The organism is Paenibacillus sp. M-152, from assembly GCF_003856555.1.
GTDB classification, from domain to species: domain Bacteria; phylum Bacillota; class Bacilli; order Paenibacillales; family Paenibacillaceae; genus Paenibacillus; species Paenibacillus polymyxa_C.
In genome coordinates this window covers 1,724,046-1,748,473 of the sequence record NZ_CP034141.1, presented here as the reverse complement: position 1 = coordinate 1,748,473, position 24,428 = coordinate 1,724,046, and the positions used below count along the sequence as shown (strand labels likewise).

The window sequence follows — 24,428 nt, the reverse complement described above, 5'->3', positions numbered from 1 at the left end:
CCAGGCATAGTTGCCAGGCGAGCTCCAGCCGCTGCCCCAAGTGCCTGCACCAGCTTGGCCCGTCCTTCTAATGCCCTTTCTACGATAGGGGCTACATCTGACCGAAGAAGGGATTGTCCAATCGTAATCATTCCAAGCTTATACATCTTGAATCTCTGCTTTCGCTTCATTTTATTTTACGCTCCTGATGACAAAGGGCAAGCCTGCCGCCTGCCCTTATCAGGTGTTTCCATAAGATAGGAGCTTAAATTGGAATGAGCAGGCTATTGGCGTTCCGAAAGTAGCTGAAGAAATCGCAGATTTCACCAATTGATGAATTTTAGTTTATGTTAATGCAACTTTTCTAGCATAACAATGTTCATTTCGGCCAAAACATGGATCTTTTTCTTGTGCTCACAGGATAAAAAAACAAACTTATAGCGCTATTATCATTTTTTAATGTCGATAAATATAACACACCATACTAATCTCTTTCTCTCCCAGCCCTGTGTTTTGAAGTGTCTTACCTGTCCGTATATGCTAAAATACTTCCGTATCGGCTATTCGCCTACAGGAGGGCATGATTATGAACCAATCCATTTTGATCGTAGAAGACGAAGAGAAGATTGCCCGACTTCTAGAGATCGAACTTGAATTTGAAGGCTATCAAGTAAGTAAAGAAAAGAACGGAATTGATGGGCTGGAGACCTATTGCAAAGGTAGTTGGGATCTAGTTTTGCTGGATATTATGATTCCCGGTATCAATGGCATCGAACTCCTTCGGAGGATTCGTAAACATGATGCGAACGTTCCTGTCATTTTACTGACGGCTAAAAGTTCCATTGCGGATAAGGTCGAGGGACTCGATTTGGGAGCCAATGACTATGTTACCAAACCTTTTGTGATCGAAGAGCTGCTTGCACGTGTAAGGGCCGCGCTCAGGGTAGGTGCAACGAAAGACATGGCTTTACAAGTGGCAGATCAATGGCTTAGTGCCGGAGATTTACGTCTTCATGAGGGTACACGTGAAGTGCTTCGGGGAGAGCACAACATTGAGCTTACGCCGCGAGAGTTTGACTTGCTCGTTCATTTACTCCGACATCAGCGGCAGGTCCTTAGTCGTGAACAATTACTGGAAAATGTATGGGGCATTGATTATATCGGTGATACCAATGTCGTCGATGTGTATATTCGCTACGTACGCAATAAAATTGACCCCACGCGCCAGCTCCCTGAGCTGATTCATACAGTGCGCGGTATTGGTTATGTTCTGAAGGAATCGTTATGAAGCTGCAGAACAAAATCCATACGTACACCTCGTTATTATTCGGGATTTTACTTGTGGCTATTAATTTCTCAGTCTATTTTCTATTCAGCCAACTTTCAATAGACAGTCGAAAAAACCAGGTAGAGGCCGCAGCAGAGAACATGATTCATGGCATTCAACGTGCTCCAGTATCCATAGCCGCTGAGGATCTGCTACGAGCCTATGTGCCTCTGGACGGCATGCTTCGTCTGATGAGACCGGAAGGCGATTTTCTTGCTCCTATCACCTCTTCATCAGAGCAGTCTCTCAGCTTGATGAAGGGCGTTTTTAATGAAACACGGCAGGTTCGCATCATTACCCATGAAAGCAACCGTTATATTCTCGTTTCGGTCCCCATGATTTGGTCGAATGGAGAGGTTGTCAATCTTCAGGTGACCGAAAGTCTGCAACCGACGATGCAGACGCTCCAGGTACTCAAAATCGTACTTATTGCAGTCACAGGAATTGCTCTTATTCCTGTCGTCATATCGGGAAGACTGCTGGGCAGACTGATTACACATCCAATTACATCCATGATTAGCACGATGAAAGAGATTCAACGTAGCGGGAAATTCAAACGTCTTCCGCTCAATTCGTCATCACGCGACGAGTTAGTCGAGATGGGAGAAACGTTTAATGACATGATTGAATTGCTGGAGCGGAATTTCGTTCGCCAAGAACAATTCGTTTCGAATGCGTCCCATGAATTGAAAACACCTCTAACCATTATTGAAAGTTATGCTAGTTTGCTTAAACGACGGGGATTGCAGAATCCCAATATTTTTGCCGAATCCGTTGAAGCAATCCATTCTGAGGCGATCCGAATGAAGGATATGGCAGAACAGCTTCTTCTGTTGGCCAGAAACGAAGAACAATGGAATGTCGTGTTAGGACCTGTGCGCTTGACCAAAGTAGGGACAGAACTAAAAGCTACATTTGAAAATGCTTTCGCCCGACAAATTCAACTGGATGTACAGACAGACTGCACTGCCTATACGGACGAGAATAAACTAAAACAACTTCTATTTATATTTTTGGATAATGCACGCAAATACAGTGACGAGCCGATACACCTGATGATTGATATTGTGGGCGGTACGGCTCAACCTTGCATAAGAATCACAGATCAAGGAATTGGAATTCCTGAGGAAAAGTTATCTAAAGTTTTCGACCGCTTTTATCGTGTGGACGAAGCCAGAAGCCGCGAGGAAGGTGGGGCCGGGCTAGGCTTATCATTAGCTACAGGAATTGCTCAAGCTATTCAAGCACAAATTGGTCTAGAAAGCATAGAGGGAAGCGGAACAACTGCAACGATCATCCTCCCTGCTGTTCCAAAATAATAAGCCAAAGGAGTGAAAACCGATGAAAACGATCTATGCCTGGATGATTGGAGGTACGGTAGCGGCTGTATTGATCACCATTTGCCTTTTACAGTGGCCCTGGGCACGATCGTTAGCAGCTTCGCCTTTGGAAGAAAAAGCCGTGGTCCAATCTGTATTGCATCAGTATCCTGGCGAGGTGCTCGAATCCCAACGTTTGGATAATTTTTATGTGATCAAGCTAGAACGCGCCAAAGGGAAGTACGAAATAAAAGTCAACGCCTATGATGGTGTCATCCAATCCATAAAGCGGACACAGATGTATACAGATGCAAAGCAGGAACCCCAAGATCACACGCCCGGTTCCTCAGAGCCCAGTGACCAATCAAATCCAGTCCATAAAACTGACCCGGTTTCTCTTGTCATTACAGAGAATGAAGCAGCCAAGCTTGCTGCAAAAGCAGTGAATGGAACATCCGATGACATTGAACTGCACCGCAATGACAAAGGCCTCTATTATCTTGTTGAGGTTGAGGTACAAGATGGGCGTGAGGCAGTGGTGCAGATCAATGCAGTATCAGGCTCAATCGACTCTATCACTTGGGAAAAAGAAAAACAGGATCACGACGAATCATGACGCCCTGATGATCATGCTTATGTCTTCTCATTGTTTTCTCATGATTCTATTATGTTCCTCTCATGTTCAAGGGTTAAGCTGTATTCAAGCATACAGCTCAAGGAGGAATTATGTAATGAAAAAAAACTATACATTAGGAATAATAGCAGCCACGGTTCTGCTTGGAGTTACGGCTACAGGTGTCTCGGCAAATGCCGTATGGGCTGCTAAGCCTACAGGACTAATTGGAGCGACTACTGCTGCCAATATTGCCAAAAAAGCTGTGGGAAATCATGCGCAAGTTGAGGATGTCGAACTGGAGCGCAAGAACGGAAAAGTCTACTATGAAGTGGATCTTCAGCAAGGAGATAGAGATTGGGATATAGAGGTTGATGCTTATACTGGGAAAACCATCCGTTCCCATTCCGAGCTTGATCATGACTCGAATGACGAGTCTTCCCTTTACAAACCCAACCACGTCACTCTAACTGAAAAGCAGGCTGGACAAATTGCACTTAAGCATGTGCCTGGGAGTACCCTTCTGTCTTCTAAATTAGATAAGGAAGATGGACAGTTCATCTATGAGGTCAAGGTACTCACCAACGAAGGAACTGTTGAGCTTGAAATCCATGCATCATCTGGAGCGATCGTGGATACAGACGAAGATGATGACAACAACGATAACTAATCACCCACCATTCATGACCAGACTTGCATAATACAGTGCTAATTAAAACGGAGCAGCGAACTTTCGCTGCTCCGTTTTTTTTGACCAACGTGAACAGGAAAAGAACGAGAATAGCCCATAAAACTGCACCTATTATTTCCTCATGAATAGACTGATAACTAACAGAGGATTACCTTTTTCTTCAATTAAAAATCAAGTGAGGTTCTTATGGCGAAATCCTATACAAAAGCACAGATTCGCGAAATCACTCGTCGTTTCGGCCTGATTCCCTTAAAATCAAGCTTAGTCTCATCGCTGTACCGAAAAAATGCTGTGATCCAAGTAAAAACGAAAAAGGGAACTTATGCATTAAAGCCCTTTAGTCGTTCAAAGATGGCTCGTTCAAATACGATTCAACAGATGGAACGAGCTGCGAGCTATATAAGGCTTTTGAAAAAGAGAAAATATACCTACATGCCCACATGGCTCCCCACTCATTCCGGTAAGCTATGGACTTTGTATCAAGAGACGCCATTTTATGTAAGTCAGTGGATCAAAGGACGGGGATTGGAAACCGCTGAAGATTTCGAAAAACTGGGGTTGGCTCTTGCCACACTTCACGCTACATCCACCGGCTTGCATCGGATGGAGAAAGGAAAGTCCCCTCCGACTATTCAACAATTGCGGATATGGAAAAACCAAGACCGTCTTTTCCAAAAAAAAATGATAAAAATCAGTCGCCAGAATAAAGAGTACCGCAACTGGTACAACACTCATGGCAAGGACTGTAAACGTTTATCCAGACGTGCATGGAAGGATTTGCAGGACGCATCCATTATAAGACTGCTTCGGACGGAACGTCGGCACCCCTCCTTGATACACAGTGATATCACCACCCCGAATGTCATTATTTCAGATGACGGTCATCTTAAAATCATTGATTGGGATCGGGCTAAGATTGGCTCAGTCTATGCTGATTTGGCAAAGGCTCTTATGAATACAACTCAATTCAATCCTGAATTTGTGCAATCCTTGTTGAGGGGATACCAAAAACGCAAACCACTCAGCCGAACTGAGCGGAAGATTGTTACAGCTTTATATAAACTGCCACGAGAAGCTTGGCATGCTTCCCGACATCCAAATCGTTCAAGAGACCGCGAAATCCTAGACAACTGGGATCAGTCGTGGCCTCTTCGATTACAAATCATCCATATTTTGCAGGAGTGGGCCCGTGTATAAAAGAAAGTGAGGAGCAAAATGTCGATTTTATCGAATGTTGAGCAAATGTACGGAATCAAAATTCAGCGTAGCCGTCAAATGAAGGACATTCACAAGATTGAAACTGCCAATACAACTTACTGCTTAAAACCCTATAAATTCCCGGAAGAAGAGATTCGTTTTATTACACGTGTCTTGTCCTACCTGGATGAACGCGGGTTTACACGTAGCCAAAAGGTCTATCCAACCGTACAGCAAACAGCCTATATGACCTATGAAGGCGTTTCGTATACATTAACCAATTGGGTTCATGGACCCAGGCCGGAATTTACAAAAAGAATAGACTTCAAAAAAGGAATTTCTACTTTAGCCAAATTCCACACCAGTGCCGTAGGCTTTCCTGTCACGGAAGCGCCGCCTTCCAGAATCCGTTATGAAGGCTTGAGCGATGAAATAGCTGAATATAAAAAACGCCTCAGTCCTTACAAAGGCACAGCACATCTCCTAGCTCTTTGTGAAGAAGTGTTATATCGTCTACAGCAACCCAAAGTTCGAGCAGCAATCCAGCAGGAGCAAAGAGCAGCTGCATTAATACACGGTGACTATAACTATCCCAATCTGGTCAAAGACAGGCAGCTCAAAATCCATTTGATTGACTTCGAAAATTGTTCCCTACATGTAAGGATGAAGGATCTCTCCCATCTTCTTCATCGGAATTGTCTTTGGAACGCAACAAAGATGCTGCGCGCGATAGAATTTTATCAACGATATCGACCGTTGAGCACTCAGGATTTGCATCTGCTTCATATGCTATTGATCTCTCCCTATCATGTGGTCCGCAACCTTAGAATAGGCGGCTTCCGTTCTGCGAAGCGAGTCATTCCATCGTTTGTGCATCTGAACAAATACCGACGTGAACTTAGATCACTGCTATAATCAGTTGGCATGGAACTAAGCAAAAAAACAGACCCGGTGATAAGGTCTGTTTTTTTGTGTTTTGACAACTAGCTAAGGAAAATCGGCATGTTACTAAACGAATCGATTTTTTGATTGTACCGGTACAACCAAAAATTTATAGCATTGTACACAGCACGCCCCCCTTTTACAATGATGCTAAGACTCAATGCTCATTTGGTTCGAGAAGAGAATTTGGCAAACTAACAATAGAGGTGACTGCACATGTACACCATGACAAAAGAAGAAATAAAAGCTTATTTGAACAGAATCGGAATTCCCGAAGTTCAGCCTCCTACCCTATCCTATTTAGTCGAGTTGCATAAGGCACATGTAAAACATCTTTCATGGCAAACGTTGGACATTTTTGCAAGAAAGCCGGCTGCCATTGGTTTTCAAGAATCCGTTCAACTTATTCTACATGGAAGAAGTGGTTATTGTTTTCATCTGAATGGTGCCTTTAGTGCGCTACTACATTCACTAGGGTACAAAGTTTCTCTGCATCATGCTGGGGTACAACCTTTAGGAGCTGAGCCACGCATTAATTCATTTCATCTTGGATTAACAGTGAACTTGCTAAATGAGCAGCAAGAAGATGAAGTATGGATTGTAGATGTCGGACTAGGCGATATGCCATATGAGCCTCTTCCACTCCTGATGGGGACTTATGAACAAACCCCACTTCGTTATAAAGTTATGGAATCTGAAGTTGTTACTAATGGTTGGCGTTTAGAACATGACCCGCTTGCTTCATTTGTTGGCGTTGATTTTGCCCCTACGGTTGTTCAGGATTTGGAAGAATTCAGGCCGAAACATCATTTCTATAGCCGCTCCGTGGAATCTCCATGGTTTAACCTGTTTCTAATTCGGCAAAGGCAAGCATTAGAAGCGAATGAACTCAGAGGATGTATTTGGAAAAAACGTGGGCTAAACGGTTTGGAAAAAATAGAGCTGGATAAGAAGTCGCAGTGGCTGGAAGTATTGGCAGATGTATTTGGTGAGCCGCTCGTTAACTACAGTCACCAGGAACGGGACGAGTTATGGAAAAGAGTACTTGCGGCTCATATGGAATGGAAAAAAATCTTTGACTGAAGCGTTACAATAGAGAAGCTTCCTCTAATTCCTTGTTTCAAAGATTCGGTATTCTTTCATAGGAATATGCACTTCCTCTGTTGCCTCTGTTGCGTTGATTTGGACTGCCACACAGGAAGAGCATCGCTTTGCCAGTATCCAGCCAGCTAACGCCCAAAACTTCCAGTTCCCACGATATACCGCTCAAACTACATCTCACACCTCCAGCATTTCCGGGGAGTGCTGCAACATTTCCAATTCCTTCACCATGTTTTCAATCAGCTTTGTGAATGAAGCCAATTCTTCCGAGCTGGAGGCCTGTTGCCGGGCACTGGCTGTTGTGGTAGCGGTTTCGGACTGCACACTGTCAAGCATACGGGCAATATCCAGCACCTTGCGCTGAATTTGCTCCTGTGCTTGCTTTGAATTAGATGCCAGCTTTCGCACTTCCTGCGCCACCACTTGAAATCCACGCCCTGCTTCTTGCGCATGGGCTGCCTCAATCGCCGCATTCAGTCCCAGCAGATGAGTCTGATCGGACAATTCTCGAATGGTACTGCTCATCTGTTCAATATGCTTAATCTCGTCACTCAATTGCAATACCAGTTCCTCTGTATGTTCCTGCGAAGAAGCAGTATTGCAGGCACTCTCCGCGATATTATCGGTATTTTCCCTAAGTTCGGCAATCATCCCCGTCAAATTTTGTGCAATTCGGGACACCACAGTCAGCATCTGCGTTTGTTCATCGGCGAGCTCGTTAACTTGCTCCTTTTCCTTTTCCTGATAAGCTTCCAGCACAAGCTGAGAATCCAGATTGAACATTTTGGAAAGAGCGTGCACAATAGAATACCAGTCCTCAATCCCCGAACGCTTTAAAATGTCTACTGCAATATCCAGATAAGCAATGTACGTACCCAAATAATAATCGGAAGACAATCCGATCCGGGAATGTACCTGCCCCACAAAAAGGCGGTGTTCGATAAACTGATCATCTATTTTCCCATCTGCAAGAGAAAGCCAGTATTCACGTTGTGTTTGCTTTAGTCGCTCAATATTCGACCATTTAGAGATAATCGACACGAGATGCGGAACCTTTTCTACATGCTCATAAAAACGATCCACTACCTCATTTACAATAGATTGGAATAGCCCCTGATAGTGGTGCAATAAAGCCAAATCACCATCAGTAATACCAATATATTGTATCTGTTTTAATCTACTCTCAGCGACATGAATCATAAGTTCCTCCAAATAATAGTTTACATAGATTTTACATTACCATATTTATCGGCAACTTTTTAGAAAATGTTAAAAAAGCAGAGGATTGATTGTGATTGTTTACATATTAATTTCAGAAAAGTATATAAATTCAACTCCCTAATAATACAAAAAAAGAACCCGCCAGCACCTCAAACGCTCTGTGCCTGCCGGATTCTCTTCACCATCCATTTCAATCCATAGCTTCATTACACAATTGTTTATTTCCCCTTACCGATTCAGGAGGCTGCCTACATACCTCAATAAATCGTTGGCGCTGGCTCCAGTGTAGCCATGCTCCTCAATCAGTCGCTTAATCACCTCATTCATCCGTTTGAGCTGATTAGCATCAGGCGTTTTGGTCGAAGTTGTGATCTTCACAATATCCTTCAAATCGGCGAACAGCTTCTTTTCAATGGCTTCTCGCAGCCGATCATGATGATGATACTCAAACTTTCGCCCCTTGCGGGAATAGGCGGAAATACGGATTAATATTTCCTCACGGAATGCCTTTTTCGCATTTTCCGACACCCCGATCTGCTCCTCGATGGAACGCATAAGCCTCTCATCCGGGTCGAGCTCCTCATCTGTGAGCGGATCGCGGATTTTCGCCCAATTGCAAAAAGCTTCGATGTTATCTAAATAGTTATCAAACAGCGTCTTGGCTGATTCTTCGAAAGAGTACACAAAGGCCTTTTGTACTTCTTTTTTCGCTAATTCATCATATTCCTTACGAGCCACGGAAATGAAATTCAGATAACGCTCCCGCTCTTCCTTGGTGATGGAAGCGTGTTGGTCTAAACCATCCTTAATGGCTCGTAAAATATCCAGAGCATTGATGGACTCCACATTTTGCTTAATCAGCGCACTGGAAATACGATTAATGACGTACCTTGGGTCTACGCCGGACATGCCTTCTTCCAGAAACTCATGTTGCATCTCCTTCAGATCGGCCTCCTTATAGCCTTCGACCTCCTCACCGTCATACATGCGCATCTTTTTAACCAGATCCATACCCTGCTTCTTGGTTTCTTTCAACCGGGTGAGCACAGAGAAAATGGCAGCCGTTCGCAGCGCATGAGGAGCGATGTGAATATGACGCATGTCACTTTGCTCAATGAGTTTGGCATAAATCTTTTCTTCCTCGGACACTTTCAGATTATAGGGAATGGGCATTACAATCATCCGCGATTGCAACGCCTCGTTCTTTTTATTCGCAATAAAGCTTTTATACTCCGATTCATTCGTGTGAGCTACGATCAATTCATCTGCACTGATGAGCGCAAACCGTCCGGCCTTGAAATTTCCCTCCTGGGTCAGAGACAATAAATTCCATAAAAATTTCTCATCGCATTTCAGCATTTCCTGAAATTCCATCAGTCCGCGATTCGCTTTATTCAGTTCTCCGTCAAATCGATAGGCGCGCGGATCAGATTCCGAACCATACTCCGTAATGGTGGAAAAGTCGATGCTGCCTGTCAAATCGGCAATATCCTGTGACTTTGGATCAGAAGGACTGAACGTACCTATGCCGATCCGGTTTTCTTCCGATATAAAGACCCGCTCCACACGCACCTTTTCGATGTCGCCATCAAATTCCGTACGCAATCTCATCTGGCAGGATGGGCACAGATTACCTTCAATGCGTACACCCAGTTCCTTTTCGAATTCGGGACGCAACTCATGAGGAATAAGATGAAGGGGATCTTCATGCATAGGGCAGCCCTCTATAGCATACACAGCTCCCTGATCTGTTCTTGAAAACTTCTCCAGCCCACGCTTTAGCAAGGTGACCAGTGTCGATTTCCCTCCGCTAACAGGTCCCATCAAAAGAAGGATACGCTTGCGGACATCGAGCCGCCTGGCTGAGGAATGGAAGTACTCCTCCACCAGCTTCTCCAGTGCACGATCCAGCCCAAAAATCTCCTGCTCAAAAAATTTATATCGCTTATGTCCCCCAACCTCTTCTACACCAAAAGATTCAATCATTTTGTAAACCCGTGCATGAGCGGTCATCGCCGGTGTCGGGTCTTTCTTGAGTATCTCGATATACTCTCTAAAAGTGCCGTTCCAGGCCAAGCGGTTGTTCTCCGCTCGGTACTCCGCAAGGCGGTCAAAAATATTCATGCTCGGTTCCTCCCATGACTGCGTAATGACTATCCTCCACTCTTGATGATTATGGCTACACTCGTCACGCCTTTCAGGATATGATGCGATCCTCTAAAAAAAAGTGTAATACATACCTATGCAGATTGATTTCAGAATTGACCTATTTTTTGTGACAGGTCTCTACGCTTTTTCCAAAAACAAAGGAATTCACTATGTTAAAATAGACAACAACGACGCGGACCTGACGCATTATGGTACAATATAAGCTCGGAATAATGGGATAAAGGAGCGGGAGAATCCATGGCGGTTCGGCATGAGACGGAGCTGTACGCTCCAGTCAAAGCCTTTTTTGAAAATTTGGGATATGAAGTCAAAGGAGAAGTGCGTAACTGCGATTTGGTGGGAATCAAGCCAGGGCAGCAAACGCCACTGATTGTGGAGATAAAAAAGACGTTTAACCTGGCGTTAGTGCTGCAAGGTATGCAGCGCTTGAAGCTAAGCAGCAATGTATATGTAGCCGTAGAACGGAATCGTGCCAAAAAAGGGGCGGTGAATCAACGCTGGAATGAACTGATCGGACTGTGCCGCCAGTTGGGGCTTGGCTTGCTCACCGTCACGCATTTTAAAACAAAGCCTCCACTCGTTGAGGTGCTGTGTAAGCCCGTGGCATCTAGTGATGATGTTTACAAAACGACTGCCATTCGTCGCGGCTCGCGCAAGGAAAAGCTGCTGCGGGAATTCCACGCACGCAGCGGTGACCACAATGTCGGCGGTAGCACCCGGCGCAAGCTGGTCACTGCCTACCGGGAAAAAGCACTGCGCGTAGCCGCTGCTTTGCAGGGCTTGGGAGAAGCCGCCCCGGCGCAGCTTGCCCGTACAGCAGCCGTCAGCGATGCTGCTGCGGTACTCCAGCGTAACTACTACGGCTGGTTTGAACGTGTAGCCCGCGGTCGCTATCGGCTGACTCCGTTCGGTGAAGCCGCCCTGAGCGAGTATGCGGAAGTGCTGCAGCAGCAGGGGATTGAAACTGCCGCTGGAATGGCGGCAGAGTTTAACGAGAGTAGCGAGCAATTGCAGATTGCGGACGCATCCGTCGGTTACTCCACCATTGTAGCGGAAGCAGAGGATGACTGACCCTCGGATATTTATTTTGACTAGCTTCGCGCAGTAAATTCTCCGATCGTCTCACCGATTAGATTCATGCCCATAAGCAGCTGTTCTCGGCCTGGGTGGCTAAAGTTAAGGCGAATATGGGACGCACCTTCATCGCCAACCGCACACAACGCACCTGGCATAAAGGCTACACCCTTGGGTAGCGCCGCTTTGAGCAGCAAGGCGCTGTCCAGCCCAGCGGGCAATTTCACCCACACATACATCCCACCAGATGGAATATGATACGTCACATCTTTCCAAAACGGACGCTTGAGCAGCTCCAAGAGTAATTGGAGCCGAGTTGAATATTCCTTGTTCAACATTGCTAAGTGCTCGTGCCATTGAAAACGCGAGTTGGTCAGCAATTGGAACAGCAGCCGTTGGTTCATCGTACTGGATTGCACGTCAGCCAGCTGCTTCAAGGCGTACATCCCTTCAATCAGCGGCGCAGGACCAGCCGCCCAGCCAGTTCGCAGTGCAGGGGCAACTGTTTTATTAAATGAACCGATATATAGCACTTGACCACCCTGACCCGCATGATCCAGCGCGAATAGTGAGGGGTAAGCCTCTGCAAACTTTCGGCTCTGCGCATGCGGACTCTTATCATGAGTTTCGTGCTTTGTCTTAAAATGCAATTCACCGTAAGAATCGTCCTCAACGACTAACACCTCATGACGTCTACACAGATCCAAAATTTCCTGCCGTCTAGCCGCGCTCCATAAGGAGCCTGTCGGATTCGTAAACGTTGGCGTAGCAAAAAAAAGCTTGGGGCGATAACGGATCATTAAAGCTTCAAGCTTTTCAGGAATAACGCCCTCTCCATCTGATTCTACAGGAACGACCTGCGCCCCTTGCATAGATAACACCTGCAAACATCCAGGGGATGTCGGGTTCTCGACCAATACCGGATCACGCTCATCCACCATCAGCCTTACGATCAAGTCAATAGCCTGCTGGCTACCTGTGGTGAGAAGGATTTGACCTGGCGGTACTCTTACTCCTTTACGCTGTTCCCACTCTCCCGCAAGCCATGCCCGCAACGGAAAATAACCCTCCGGTTCACCATACTGGAGGGCGTCAGGGCCGGAGCCAAACACATCATGAGCCGCTTCTTCCAATAGTTTCACCGGAAACAGCTCTTGTGCGGGCAATTCTTCAGCCAAAGATATAAAGGAATGTTTTCTCGCATTTTCCCGGATATGACGCACTGGAGAAGCCAACATCGCAGCCGTTCGTGAAGCAAAGGAATATTGCATGAACATCCTCCTTCTCCTGAAAATAGTCATGATCTCCGGGCTGACGCGTCAAGCATATAACTGCTTCATCTGACGCGCATATAAGGCATAACGTTCAATCGCCTGCGCCCGGCTGGACACACCTAATTTCGCATAAATTTTACGTAAATAATTATCAATGGAGCGCCGACTAACTTCGATCTCGACAGCAATTTTGTCATATGTAATTCCCTGTACAATACGTTCCATAATAAAAACTTCGGTTTGCGTCAATTCGTCAAAAGGCTCCGAAGCCATTAACGGCATAAATGGCCAGTTTCCACAACGAATCCAATCCATTGGTAATGAAGCAAATCCTTCGCGCAAACCGTTGATCAGGTGAATTAACTGGCTCGGTGATGCCTGCTTGGATAGCATTCCATTTGCACCAAGCGAGATTAACTGCTGGAACAACGTAATATTGTCCTCATCCGTCATAATAACAATATGGCTGTCCGGAGACAAGACCCGCATTTGTGTCAAAAACGGTTCCGCCGTTCCCTCAGGCAACCTATAGTCCATTAAAATAATTTCCGGGCGAATGGAGCAAACCAGCTCCAGGCCTTCTGTGCCGGAGGAAGACATCCCTCTAACAAGCAAATCCTGCTGGTCTTCCAAAATAAGCTTTGTTCCCAGCATACTTGTAGGATGAATATCTATGATGACCACCTGCCATACTTTTCTCATATCTAAACCTCCTGATTTACAAAAAAATACATATTTAACGAAAATAATCATAAAACTAAAGAATGCTTATGTAGAAATTGCGTAAATGTGAACGTATAGGAAGCGAAAACGATTTAAGGAAATTGTATCCTAGGACTTCCTTCCGATGCAATCTCTTTTTCCAATATTTTTATATGACTATTTCGCTTTTGCGAAATAGATAGGCCCATGATAGAATTGGTACTGCAAATAAAGACTGGAAATTTGAATTTACACGGGAGTTGAAAATCGCATGCAAGCTTCACCTGAACGTCCTCCTGCCGAAGCCCGGCGGAGCAATTCAAGAAAGGGGTTGCCCGTAAAGACTTTTCTGCTATTTTGGTTTATTCTTATTATACTAGGTGCTCTCGCAACCTATCTGTATAGCAATCACTTGAAGCAGCAAATGCTAAACGAAATGCAAACCCATACAGACCAACAGATTCAGGCACTCAAATCCGACTATGAAAAGCAACTGACTGCACTTTCCAAGGAAGTTAGCGGATTGCAGGGCAAAGTTCAGTCCTTCAACGAACTACTGACCTTTACAAAGGATAATGCCAATAACAAGACCGATAATAGCAATAAACTGTATACTCAATTAAATGAAGTCAAACAGCAACTCAATACACTTCAGAAAAAAATGGACTTGCTAAAATGAATGTAGATACAAAGCTAGTAAACCGGTTCTTTATGTTGGCCCTTGCTCCTTTTATCGGTTTGTTAGGGTGTATTTTGTTAGTGCATCCCCCTTTGAGCTTTCCTGAATCTACATCTCCGAGTCTGCAAAAAGCCGAAATCACTCTACAAGCGCAATCAGTAGGCAAACAGCTTGATGAAGCCAAGCAAACAGCAACGTATACCTTATCTACGATTCGCCGGACGTCTGAGCTCTACAAACAAACGACCCAAACGATGAATCAGCTTGTCGTGACTGCCTCTGCGCAGTCCAAGCGACCCGCGGTTATCTATAATCGGCGCATCACTGCCAAACTGGGTGTTCCCTATTACCAGGTAGATAGCAACCGGATTACCATTGAATTGTTTAAAGTAAACCCGGGAATTTATCACGGATACGCTATGAAAGTCAAACTTAAAGATCCTACGGCAATGAAAATGTCTTTGGGAAATGACAAGTTGGGTGGCTCAGAAACGACCATGCGTGCAGTCTTGAGACACGGAGCTATTGCTGGCATCAACGCAGGCGGCTTTGCCGATGGAGATGGCAAACGCTATCCATTAAGCACTACTGTCTTGAACGGCCACTACCTTACTGGCTTTCAGTCGAGTTTCAAGGACTTGTCATTCGTTGGATTGAGTAACGACGGCAAGCTTATTGGGGGCAAATTTTACAATCAAGGTGCTCTTGACAGCTTAAAACCTGCCTTTGGAGCTACCTTCGTTCCCGTTCTGTTACAAAGGGGACAAAAAGTGCCTATTCCTGATAAATGGAAAGTCTCTCCCAAGCGGGCTCCACGTACAGTCATTGGCAACTATAAAGATGATCAGTTGCTCATTATTGTCGTAGACGGCTACAATGAAAGCGGGGGTTCAGGTGCAACGCTCGAAGAACTCCAAGGGAAGATGTTCAATCTGGGTGTTCAAGATGCTTATAATTTGGACGGCGGCGGTTCCTCGTCCCTTATACTAAACGGCCGAATCGTAAACAAACCGTCAGATGGTAATTTGCGTCCAGTCCCTACTCATTTTTTGTTCTATAAATAGTTAGGTGTAGTTTACTATCCAATTAAATATATGCTGTTCAGGCATAGCTCTATCCGAAAAAAAGCATCACGAACGAATGTCGTGATGCTTTTGCCTCATTTAGGAGGAGTACTGTGTCATTTCTGTCAGGCATTGAGCACAAATATAACGTTCTTTGAAATCGTTCACTTGTTCTATTGAGCCACAGAATACACATTTTGGACGATAACGCTCCAAAATAATATGGTCGCCCTGAACCAAAATTTCGACAGGATCTCCCTCATTCATTTGATATCTTTTACGTAGTGACTTAGGCAGAACTATTCTCCCCAACTGATCAACTTTACGTACCACACCGGCAGGTTTCATCGTGATCGTACACCTCTCCTATTGAGTATTAGCTTTCAATTTTCTTTCCAGGCGAAAAACTAGGTACAAAGACACTATTCTTTATGTAGTATTCGCTGTCTTTTTGTCGAATCCTGCTGATCGCAGGAAATTTTATTACATTTTTTCATAAAATCATGAACCATATCAAAGTATGGTACAGAATGTCTATAATATTTTTATCGACCGGAAAGCTAATTATCATTAGCTTTCACAGAGAATTTCCGCAAATTTATGACCATATATCCTTTATTCAAGCTCTACTGTCATGTACTTTCGAGCAATAATAGTGCAACTTTTTTCAGCAACTAAGGTCCTGGTTCTTTATTCGCATTTATACTTGATCGATTGATGTTTATTACGATAAACCTGGAAAATCCAATTGTCTCAGCGCTTCATATACAATAATCGCAGCGGAATTCGACAAGTTTAGAGATCTTACTTTATCTGACATTGGCATCTTGATACATGTATCAGGATTAGCAGCTAGCAGCTCAGGAGGCAAACCTTTCGTTTCTTTACCAAATACCAAAAAGTCTCCATCCTGAAATTCAATATCACTATACTGCTGTTTCGCCTTTGTCGTCGCATAAAAAAAGCGACCTGCTTGATATTTCTCTTGTACTTCAGCAAAAGACTCGTGATACTCAATGTGGACAGCATACCAATAATCAAGCCCAGCCCGTTTTAACGTAGCATCATCGGTACGAAAACCCAGTGGCTTAACCAGATGCAGATGAGTTCCGGTTGCAGCACATGTTCTGGCAATATTCCCTGTGTTAGCTGGAATTTCCGGCTCGACAAGCACAATATGTAATGGCATCAGTTTTTCATCCCTTTCATCATTAAATTCATCAGACAAATCACCTAAAGTCTAACCAAAATGTGTACGCTGAAAGCATGCACTCTCTTCATTTTAACAAAATCAGAGGGATATAGACAGCAAACGACAAAAAAATATCATTTTCCCTACACCACTAAAAGCCTTCCCCTATACACATTCAGGGAAGGCTTTATTTTTACTTTTCGATTTCAAATATCGTGTATCGAAATATATGTCTGTGTAATCAACTGTTACGTTGCTTAAATCCATCCATAAACTCGGCTAATGCTTGACAGTTCTCCAGTGGAACCGCATTGTAGATCGAGGCGCGAAGCCCTCCTACACTGCGATGCCCCTTCAATCCGATGAAACCCGCTTGTTCGGATTCTTTAATAAATTGTTTTTCCAGATCCTCATTTGCAAGGCGGAAGGTTACGTTCATAATAGAACGATCAGCGCTGTCCACACAGCCACGATAGAAGCCTTCGCTTCTGTCAATACGATCGTATAGCAGAGCAGCTTTCTGCTGATTCACACGCTCGATGCCTTCTAAACCGCCTTCCTCCTGGATCCATTTGAGCACTTCATTCACCATGTATATGGCAAAGGATGGGGGAGTATTGTAGAGAGAGTTATTCTTTTGATAAGTACTGTAACGCAGCATTGTAGGAATATTACCTGGTGAGGAAGCCAGTAGCTCTTCACGGGCAACCACGACCGTTACACCAGAAGGTCCCAGATTTTTTTGCGCACCAGCATAAATCAATCCAAATTGAGTAACATCAAAAGGTTTGCAAAAAATATCACTGGACATGTCCACAATCAGCGGTACGGAACCCGTATCCGGGAATTGCTTAAATTGTGTACCTTCAATCGTCTCATTGGATGTCATATGCACATATGCAGTATTCTCAGGCAAGTCCAAGGAATCCACATTCGGAAGACGCATGTATTTCTCATCAGCGGAGGAGGCGGCAATATGAGCCTTGCCCAATAGCTTAGCTTCTTTATATGCCTTGTCCGACCAGCTACCTGTCATTACATAGCTTCCGATCTGCTCTTCACTCAAGAAATTTAAAGGCAGCATGGCAAACTGCGTACTTGCGCCCCCTTGGAGGAACAACACCTTGTAGCCTTGTGGGTTGCCCAGCAGAGATAACAAACGTTCCTGCGCCTCATTATGAACAGATTCATACACGGCTCCACGGTGAGACATTTCCATGATGGACATCCCTGTTCCCTGGAAATCTACGAATTCAGCTTGTACACGTTCCAGTACTTTAAGCGGCAATGCCGCCGGTCCTGCATTAAAATTGTAGGCTCTCTTACTCAACAATTTCCCATCCCTTCTCTACTCTGGTGTGGATATTATCGCTATGATAGCAGTATTCATAAATGCGTTCAAGACTTGTATAAAAATGTTTCTGATTTCCTTTACGATGTGACAAAGCTGTGAATGTTAATATATTTAACATCTTCATTTTGTAATATTCTTCTTAATGGTAAAAGGTCTCCGGCGTGAGACCGGAGACCTATCTTGAACAACAACTATTCCCCGCAGGCTAATGAGCGTTATTCAAAAGCAGCTATGCTATCGATGTAGTATTAGCAGTCAAAATACAAGCTGTATTCATGTGGATGAACACGGATATTCACCGATTTAGCTTCAGAACGTTTGAACTCTACATAGTTATCAATAAAGTCCTTTGTAAATACGCCGCCCTCAGTCAGGAATTCATAATCGGCTTCCAGAGCGTCCAGAGCTTCATCAAGTGTACCAGGCACACTGCGGATTTTGCCTTTTTCAGCATCAGACAGCTCATAGATGTTAGTGTCGAGTGGACCATAGCCCAATTCGATTGGGTTCAGTTTGCGCTTGATGCCATCCAGACCCGCCATCAGCATTGCTGAGAAGGCAAGGTAAGGGTTAGCTGTGGAGTCCGGTGTACGGAACTCGATCCGACAGCCTTTAGGAGTAACAGCCGCTACTGGAATACGTACAGCCGCAGAACGGTTACCTTTGGAGAATACCAGGTTAACCGGCGCTTCGTAACCAGGAACGAGACGTTTGAACGAGTTGGTACTTGGGTTGGTCAAAGCGATCAACGCAGGTGCGTGGTACAGAATACCACCAATGTAATGAAGAGCCATTTCGCTCAGATTAGCATAACCACCTTTTTCGTAGAACAAAGGAGTATCGCCGTCAAAAATAGATTGGTGAACGTGCATACCACTTCCGTTGTCCCCGAAAATTGGTTTCGGCATGAATGTTGCCACTTTACCATATTGACGAGCTGTGTTGTGTACAATGTATTTATAAACGAGCAGGTTATCTGCTGTTTTCTTGAGTGTATCAAAACGGAAGTTGATTTCCGCTTGGCCTGCTGTAGCCACCTCATGGTGATGGCGCTCAATTCTCAGACCTGCTTCTTCAAGCAAACGGCACATTTCACTACGAATGTCTTGTTGGGTGTCTACTGGTGCTACAGGTACATAGCCGCCCTTCACTCCCACTTTAAAGCCCAGGTTGCCGCCTTCTTCCTTGCGGTTCGTGTTCCAAGCTGCTTCCTCAGAATCTACGAAGAAGGAGGAGCTGTTCATGCCACTTTCGTAGCGAACATCATCAAAGATGAAAAATTCAGATTCAGGTGCAAAGAATGCCGCTGTGCCCACTCCTGCGGATTGCAGAAATTCCTCAGCTTTTTTAGCAATGCCACGAGGATCACGGTCATATTTTTCGCCGTCTGGCGTAGCAATGTCACACAGGATATTCAGTGTAGGATGCTGAGTGAAAGGGTCGATAAAAACCGCTTCTGGATCGGGCAGCATAACCATGTCGGATTCCTCAATGCCACGATAGCCGGGAATGGAAGAACCGTCGAAAGCAACACCGTTAACAAATGTTTCTTCATCTACTTCGGAAGCTGGCAACGAAATATGGTGAGCACGACCAGACAAATCTACAAAACGAAAATCTACCCACTCAATATTATTTTCTTGAATTGTTTTCAATACGTTTTCAACGGACATGTCTTCTTCCTCCCAATTTTTCCGAACATTAAGTCTTATACAACCCTGAAATGTTCATGATCGAATGTTTTTTTCTGTCGTCATTATAAATCTCAAACATGACACGGGTCAATAGCTATGTAAGGTATTTTTTAAACTAATGTTAGATATGCTTACGCCCTTGATAACATTTGAACAATACAAAAAGCCCGAAACATCGGGCTTTTAGGTGATTTTACTCTCATTTACTGCATTGCGGCAAAACTTTTATGCATTAATGTTAATAATTAGTTTTAAGATACGGCACTAGGTGTGTGGAATGTTTTCCCAATTGCAGGAGCTAACAGTTCCAAATCTTTTAGTAAATCTGCAAATTGATCCGGGAATAGGGACTGTACACCATCCCCCGTCATCGAGTTGTCAGGGTCTGTATGCATTTCAATAATTAAACCATCCGCTCCGGCAGCTACCGAAGCCTTCGTCATAGGAACAACCAGTTCACGTCTACCTGTGCCATGGCTAGGATCGGAAATGACCGGCAAATGGCTCAACTGTTGCAAAACAGGGATCGCGGACAAGTCGAGCGTATTTCTCGTGTAAGTTTCGAATGTACGGATACCGCGCTCACACAACATAACATTTGGATTGCCGCCTGCCAAGATGTACTCAGCAGCATTCAAGAACTCGTCATAAGTCGAGCTGAAACCGCGCTTGAGCAATACTGGCTTGCCGCAAGTACCCAGCTTGCGCAGAAGATCAAAGTTTTGCATATTACGTGTACCTACTTGCAGAATATCGGCGTATTCCGCGCAGATGTCTACGTATTCAGGTGTCATGACCTCTGTGATGGTCAAGAGATCGTGCTTCTGACCCGCCTCAGCCATCATGATTAAACCTTCTACACCCGTTCCTTGGAAGCTGTATGGCCCTGTACGCGGCTTAAAAGCACCTCCACGAAGGACTTGCGCTCCTGCAGCTTTGACCAATCCGGCAATTTCATCGATCTGTGCAGCAGACTCAACAGCACATGGTCCCCCCATAACGACAAGCTCGCCCCCGCCTATATTTACACCTTTGATTGAGATCACCGTATTTTCCGGATGAAAATCACGGCTGGCCAATTTGTAGGACTTCGAAATTTTAACCACATTTTCTACACCCTTCATTTGGCGTAGATGTTCTGCCAGCTTCGGCTCTACGCTTCCAATCAGCCCGATAATCGTACGATCCGATCCTCGCGATACATGAGCCTGCAATCCTTCTTTTTCAATAACTTCAACAATAGCTTGAATATGTTCTTCAGGTGTTTGAACACCAGCGATAACGATCATTTTTTTCTTCCTCTCTATAAACCATATTTTACAATCACATAGGATGATATTATGACACTTAGACGCTTGTTCGCTTTTAAGCTTTTATTCATTAAAGCAACTATACCTGTTTTAACTTGACTCGTCAAGGCTTAATTATCCCGAATTGTTCTATTTTTTTGAATTAGTGTAGCTGGTCTAATTGGATAATATCGGCACTTAAACAGTTTAAAAAAAGCCGCTACCCGGACTTTGTATCCGAATAACGGCTGTAATCAATCACATACTATTTCGTCGTTTTTGACTTTTCTCGTACAGGAGGCAACAGTTTTTTCATATCAATGGTTCGCCGAATCTCCCATGTTTCCGGGTTATCCGCATCATACTGTTCCAAATACGTAATGACCTCTTTGGTAATCAGCGTAGGTGTTGAAGCCCCGGAGGTCACAGCTACTTTGGCTACGCCCTCAAGCCACTCCCTCTTCAGCTCGGTTATATCAGAAATACGATAAGCCGTGGTACCAGCTATTTCTTCCGACACCTGAGCCAATCGATTGGAATTGTTGCTTCGCGGGTCACCGACCACGATTACCAGATCCGCCTGTCCTGCCTGCTCAGCTACCGCTTCCTGACGTACCTGCGTTGCCAAACAGATTTCATTGTGTATCTCGGCACCTGGGTACTTCTCCAGCAGCTTCTTCATAATGTGCTTGATGTCCCATTGACTCATGGTTGTCTGGTTAGTAATCAGGATTTTGTCTGCTGACAGTGTAAGACCGTCAATCTCTTCTTCCCTTTCAATCAGATGAACATGGTCAGGAGCAATACCGATAGCTCCCTCTGGCTCTGGATGATTCTTTTTGCCAATATAAACAATCTGATAGCCTTCGGCTGACTTCTCCCGAATCAGATCATGTGTCTTCGTCACGTCAGGACAGGTTGCGTCAACCGTAGTCAATCCCTTATCCCGTGCCAGCTTGCGAACCTCTGGTGACACGCCATGAGCAGTGAAGATGACAGTACCACTCTCTACCTGGCTTAAAATCTCCATGCGGTTCGGTCCGTCCAATGTAATAATCCCTTCGTCTTCAAAGGAATTGGTAACATGACTGTTATGAACAATCATGCCTAGTATATAAATAGGCCGGGGTAAATCCAAATTTCTGGCTGCCTGACGAGCCAATACCATGGCATCGACTACGCCGTAGCAGTAACCCCGGGGCGAAATTCTGAGTACCTCCAAAAATAGCCCCCACTTTCTTCGACACAGTATACAGCTCCAATAACTGGACAGCTGTGGGCTTTTATGCCTCTACCGGCCAATTCTATGATGTAGTTCCCCTCCTATTATAGCCTATTCCAATGGCGCGGAAAAGCTGACTGGAAGCCAAATGACAAAGGTCGTTCCTTCTCCTTGGCGCGTAACCACTTCCACAGACCCCTGATGTTCATCAATAATCCACTTGGCAATCGATAATCCCAAGCCAATTCCCTCTGTCACGCCGCGTGACTCATCTGCCCGGTAAAACCGGTCAAAAATAAAGGGAACCTCACTTTTGTCCATACCAATGCCTGTATCACTGATCCGTAGCCCCACCTGTCCCTGATATACAATTGCATCAAATCGGACTGTGCCTTCAGGTGTATATTTAAAAGCATTATCAATGAAAATGAATAGCATTTGCTGCAAATAATCTTTGCTTCCGTCCATATAAATACCATTCAACAACGAAAAGTCACCCACATTCCATTCGGCTGTTCGCTCCAAAAACTGAGCACGACGGGCAACCTCGTTTACGAGCGGCTCCAGCGCAACAGGCATCTTATCGAACGTTTTCCCTGTGTCCGCTCTTGCGAGTGACAACATATCGCTCACCAACCGACTCATTCGTTTGCCTTCATCCGCCATGTCATTCAGCGCCTCCATGGAAAGCTCGCGAATCATGGCTTCATCCATATTCGGTCGCTCGCCCGGTTCAGTAGTCCACATTTTGAGCAGAAAATCAACGTTGCCACGAATCGTCGTCAAGGGTGTGCGCAGTTCATGGGAAGCATCGGCCACAAAGCGACGCTGCGCACCATATGCATCTTCAAGTTCCTTGTAGAACACTTCTGTACGCCCCAGCATGTTGTTAACCGTCCCGATCAATTGTCCAATTTCATCTGGCGGACCGTCATATTCAATCCGAACACTCAAATCATTACTCGATTGAATCTGATTGGCCCCCTCAATGACCTTAACCAGCGGCTTCATAGATTTACGAGCCAGGAAGAGACCAGAGGTCGCAGCAGCCAGTAAGGCAAATAACGAACCGTACACAAGCACATTTTGTAACCTGTTCATGAGTCGGTCCTGAGAGCCCGTGAATTGCCCTACCTGTAGCAGCCCGACCACCAAGCCCAATTCCTCGGATTTGATCGACTGTTGATAAATCATAAAGGAATCACCATTTACGTTCACACGCCGAACTCCCTCATTTTGAACTGCTCCTGCCGCTGTAGACGGAACAGGGAAGGTGATACTAAGGTCTTTCATATTTTGGGTCGTTTTAGTTACACCGGACGTATAATTATAAATTTGAACATATAGCTGTGAGTCATCTATTCCACGCCCCTGCTCCAATCCAAGATCCAGGTTAGGGACCTCAAACAATCCCCCTTTTATAATAAGGCGTAATTGCTTGTTAATCTGTGGCGCCTGAGTCATAAGCTGACTTTTCACTTCATTATATGTGTAGTAATATACTAGTCCGTAAATAGCCAGACCAAAAATGACAAGCACTATAGCCAAGATGCTCGAATACCAAGCTGTCAGCCGCCACCGAATAGACATATTACACATCACCTCTTAAAATATAGCCAGCTCCCCGAATTGTACGAATAAGCCGTTTGCCACCATCCTGCTCGGTTTTTTGTCGCAACATGGCAATATATACTTCCAGCACATTCGATTCCCCGCTATAGTCATAGCCCCAAATTTTATCCATAATCAGATCACGCGACAGAACGCGTTTCGGGTTTTGCATGAACAAATGGAGCAGTTCAAATTCTTTGGCCGTCAGTTCCAAGCGTTTGCCACCACGAACCACTTCACGCGATTCATTATCCAGTTGTAAATCCTCGAAGGTAAGCCGATTCCCATTATTGTCCTGCTGTTCAGTTTTACGCCGCAAAAGCGCTCGCACTCGTGCCAGCAACTCCTCCAGAGCAAACGGCTTCACGAGATAATCATCAGCCCCCAGATCCAGACCCTTCACCCGGTTCTCCACCTCATCCTTGGCTGTAAGCATTAGGACAGGTACCGTGCTTCCTCCTTCTCGCATACGCCGGCAAACCTCAAAACCATCGACCTGCGGCATCATTACATCCAGTACGACCAAATCAGGCTCAGCTGTTAGCATTTTATTTAATCCCTCTGCTCCATTGGTGGCTGTCAGCACTTCATATCCTTCAAAAGCCAGCCCTCTGCGCAGCATGGATACGATTTTTTCATCGTCATCAATGATCAGAATAGTAGAACGCATACACGATCAAACTCCTTTATCTCTTCTTCTTTTCCCTCTATTGT

At 44.9% G+C, this 24,428-nt stretch carries 22 protein-coding genes and 1 pseudogene; 10 read left to right on the top strand and 13 right to left on the bottom strand.

What is annotated here, in order from left to right; genetic code table 11:
• Window positions 1-23: 23 nt before the first annotated feature.
• Window positions 24-170, bottom strand: a pseudogene (locus EGM68_RS07875) (protein aroM); the annotation flags it as partial.
• 395 nt (window positions 171-565) lie between these two features.
• Here EGM68_RS07875 and EGM68_RS07870 point away from each other — a divergent pair.
• The 7 genes from EGM68_RS07870 (at window position 566) to EGM68_RS07840 (ending at window position 7,151) form a co-directional block, all read left to right on the top strand.
• On the top strand, window positions 566-1,267 hold the full coding sequence (locus EGM68_RS07870; protein WP_013370153.1) for a response regulator transcription factor: 702 nt from the start codon (window positions 566-568) through the stop codon (window positions 1,265-1,267).
• Window positions 1,264-2,625 carry a sensor histidine kinase gene (locus tag EGM68_RS07865; RefSeq protein WP_129548954.1) on the top strand — a complete coding sequence of 454 codons (1,362 nt, stop codon included), beginning with the start codon at window positions 1,264-1,266 and terminating at the stop codon, window positions 2,623-2,625. Before EGM68_RS07870 ends, EGM68_RS07865 begins: the two co-directional genes overlap by 4 nt.
• 22 nt (window positions 2,626-2,647) lie before the next feature.
• Window positions 2,648-3,241 (top strand): PepSY domain-containing protein, encoded by a 594-nt coding sequence (locus tag EGM68_RS07860; protein ID WP_013370151.1) that lies wholly within the window; start codon window positions 2,648-2,650, stop codon window positions 3,239-3,241.
• A gap of 115 nt (window positions 3,242-3,356) precedes the next feature.
• Window positions 3,357-3,908: a PepSY domain-containing protein gene (locus tag EGM68_RS07855; protein WP_058711787.1), complete on the top strand. Its 552-nt coding sequence runs from the start codon at window positions 3,357-3,359 to the stop codon at window positions 3,906-3,908.
• 207 nt (window positions 3,909-4,115) lie between these two features.
• Entirely contained in the window at window positions 4,116-5,126 is a 1,011-nt protein-coding gene (locus EGM68_RS07850; RefSeq protein ID WP_013370149.1) for an aminoglycoside phosphotransferase family protein, read from the top strand.
• 18 nt (window positions 5,127-5,144) lie between these two features.
• Window positions 5,145-6,041, top strand: coding sequence for a phosphotransferase (locus EGM68_RS07845; RefSeq protein WP_129548953.1), 897 nt, complete (start codon window positions 5,145-5,147; stop codon window positions 6,039-6,041).
• Window positions 6,042-6,284: 243 nt separating this feature from the next.
• Window positions 6,285-7,151 carry an arylamine N-acetyltransferase family protein gene (locus EGM68_RS07840; protein ID WP_025676396.1) on the top strand — a complete coding sequence of 289 codons (867 nt, stop codon included), beginning with the start codon at window positions 6,285-6,287 and terminating at the stop codon, window positions 7,149-7,151.
• A 195-nt stretch (window positions 7,152-7,346) separates the two neighbouring features.
• Here the strand turns inward: EGM68_RS07840 and EGM68_RS07835 are convergent, their stop codons facing one another.
• Together EGM68_RS07835 and EGM68_RS07830 are read right to left on the bottom strand one after the other, a co-directional pair.
• Window positions 7,347-8,369: a globin-coupled sensor protein gene (locus tag EGM68_RS07835; RefSeq protein ID WP_090736055.1), complete on the bottom strand. Its 1,023-nt coding sequence runs from the start codon at window positions 8,367-8,369 to the stop codon at window positions 7,347-7,349.
• A gap of 249 nt (window positions 8,370-8,618) precedes the next feature.
• The gene (locus EGM68_RS07830; protein WP_013370145.1) at window positions 8,619-10,514 is read right to left on the bottom strand and encodes a PrkA family serine protein kinase; all 1,896 of its coding nucleotides are present in this window, start codon (window positions 10,512-10,514) and stop codon (window positions 8,619-8,621) included.
• Between the two features lie 282 nt (window positions 10,515-10,796).
• Here EGM68_RS07830 and EGM68_RS07825 point away from each other — a divergent pair, with 282 nt between their 5' ends.
• Window positions 10,797-11,630 carry a DUF2161 domain-containing phosphodiesterase gene (locus EGM68_RS07825; protein ID WP_013370143.1) on the top strand — a complete coding sequence of 278 codons (834 nt, stop codon included), beginning with the start codon at window positions 10,797-10,799 and terminating at the stop codon, window positions 11,628-11,630.
• 20 nt (window positions 11,631-11,650) lie between these two features.
• Here the strand turns inward: EGM68_RS07825 and EGM68_RS07820 are convergent, their stop codons facing one another.
• Window positions 11,651-12,904, bottom strand: coding sequence for an aminotransferase-like domain-containing protein (locus tag EGM68_RS07820; protein WP_129548952.1), 1,254 nt, complete (start codon window positions 12,902-12,904; stop codon window positions 11,651-11,653).
• A gap of 48 nt (window positions 12,905-12,952) precedes the next feature.
• Window positions 12,953-13,609 carry a response regulator transcription factor gene (locus EGM68_RS07815; protein ID WP_013370141.1) on the bottom strand — a complete coding sequence of 219 codons (657 nt, stop codon included), beginning with the start codon at window positions 13,607-13,609 and terminating at the stop codon, window positions 12,953-12,955.
• A 271-nt stretch (window positions 13,610-13,880) separates the two neighbouring features.
• On the opposite strand from EGM68_RS07815, the gene EGM68_RS07810 reads away from it, so the two are divergent.
• Both EGM68_RS07810 and EGM68_RS07805 read left to right on the top strand, forming a co-directional pair.
• A complete protein-coding gene (locus tag EGM68_RS07810) occupies window positions 13,881-14,288 on the top strand; it encodes a hypothetical protein (protein ID WP_013370140.1) in 408 nt (135 codons plus the stop codon).
• Window positions 14,285-15,352 (top strand): phosphodiester glycosidase family protein, encoded by a 1,068-nt coding sequence (locus tag EGM68_RS07805; RefSeq protein ID WP_040101776.1) that lies wholly within the window; start codon window positions 14,285-14,287, stop codon window positions 15,350-15,352. The genes EGM68_RS07810 and EGM68_RS07805 overlap by 4 nt, the downstream gene beginning before the upstream one ends.
• Window positions 15,353-15,451: 99 nt before the next feature.
• Here the strand turns inward: EGM68_RS07805 and EGM68_RS07800 are convergent, their stop codons facing one another.
• The 8 genes from EGM68_RS07800 to EGM68_RS07765 all read right to left on the bottom strand — a co-directional run bounded on the left by EGM68_RS07800 (window position 15,452) and on the right by EGM68_RS07765 (window position 24,384).
• Entirely contained in the window at window positions 15,452-15,700 is a 249-nt protein-coding gene (locus EGM68_RS07800; protein WP_014599574.1) for an AbrB/MazE/SpoVT family DNA-binding domain-containing protein, read from the bottom strand.
• 376 nt (window positions 15,701-16,076) lie between these two features.
• A complete protein-coding gene (gene trmL / locus EGM68_RS07795) occupies window positions 16,077-16,541 on the bottom strand; it encodes a tRNA (uridine(34)/cytosine(34)/5-carboxymethylaminomethyluridine(34)-2'-O)-methyltransferase TrmL (protein ID WP_025676392.1) in 465 nt (154 codons plus the stop codon).
• A 244-nt stretch (window positions 16,542-16,785) separates the two neighbouring features.
• Window positions 16,786-17,877 (bottom strand): 3-phosphoserine/phosphohydroxythreonine transaminase, encoded by a 1,092-nt coding sequence (gene serC, locus EGM68_RS07790; RefSeq protein WP_013370136.1) that lies wholly within the window; start codon window positions 17,875-17,877, stop codon window positions 16,786-16,788.
• A gap of 269 nt (window positions 17,878-18,146) precedes the next feature.
• Entirely contained in the window at window positions 18,147-19,571 is a 1,425-nt protein-coding gene (gene glnA, locus EGM68_RS07785; RefSeq protein WP_013370134.1) for a type I glutamate--ammonia ligase, read from the bottom strand.
• Between the two features lie 272 nt (window positions 19,572-19,843).
• The gene (gene aroF / locus EGM68_RS07780; protein ID WP_017426658.1) at window positions 19,844-20,881 is read right to left on the bottom strand and encodes a 3-deoxy-7-phosphoheptulonate synthase; all 1,038 of its coding nucleotides are present in this window, start codon (window positions 20,879-20,881) and stop codon (window positions 19,844-19,846) included.
• A 265-nt stretch (window positions 20,882-21,146) separates the two neighbouring features.
• Entirely contained in the window at window positions 21,147-22,103 is a 957-nt protein-coding gene (locus tag EGM68_RS07775; protein ID WP_129548951.1) for a 4-hydroxy-3-methylbut-2-enyl diphosphate reductase, read from the bottom strand.
• A gap of 111 nt (window positions 22,104-22,214) precedes the next feature.
• Complete coding sequence (locus EGM68_RS07770; protein WP_013370130.1) at window positions 22,215-23,693, bottom strand: sensor histidine kinase; 1,479 nt, start codon at window positions 23,691-23,693, stop codon at window positions 22,215-22,217.
• 1 nt (window position 23,694) lies between these two features.
• The gene (locus tag EGM68_RS07765; protein ID WP_013370129.1) at window positions 23,695-24,384 is read right to left on the bottom strand and encodes a response regulator transcription factor; all 690 of its coding nucleotides are present in this window, start codon (window positions 24,382-24,384) and stop codon (window positions 23,695-23,697) included.
• Between the last annotated feature and the right edge of the window lie 44 nt (window positions 24,385-24,428).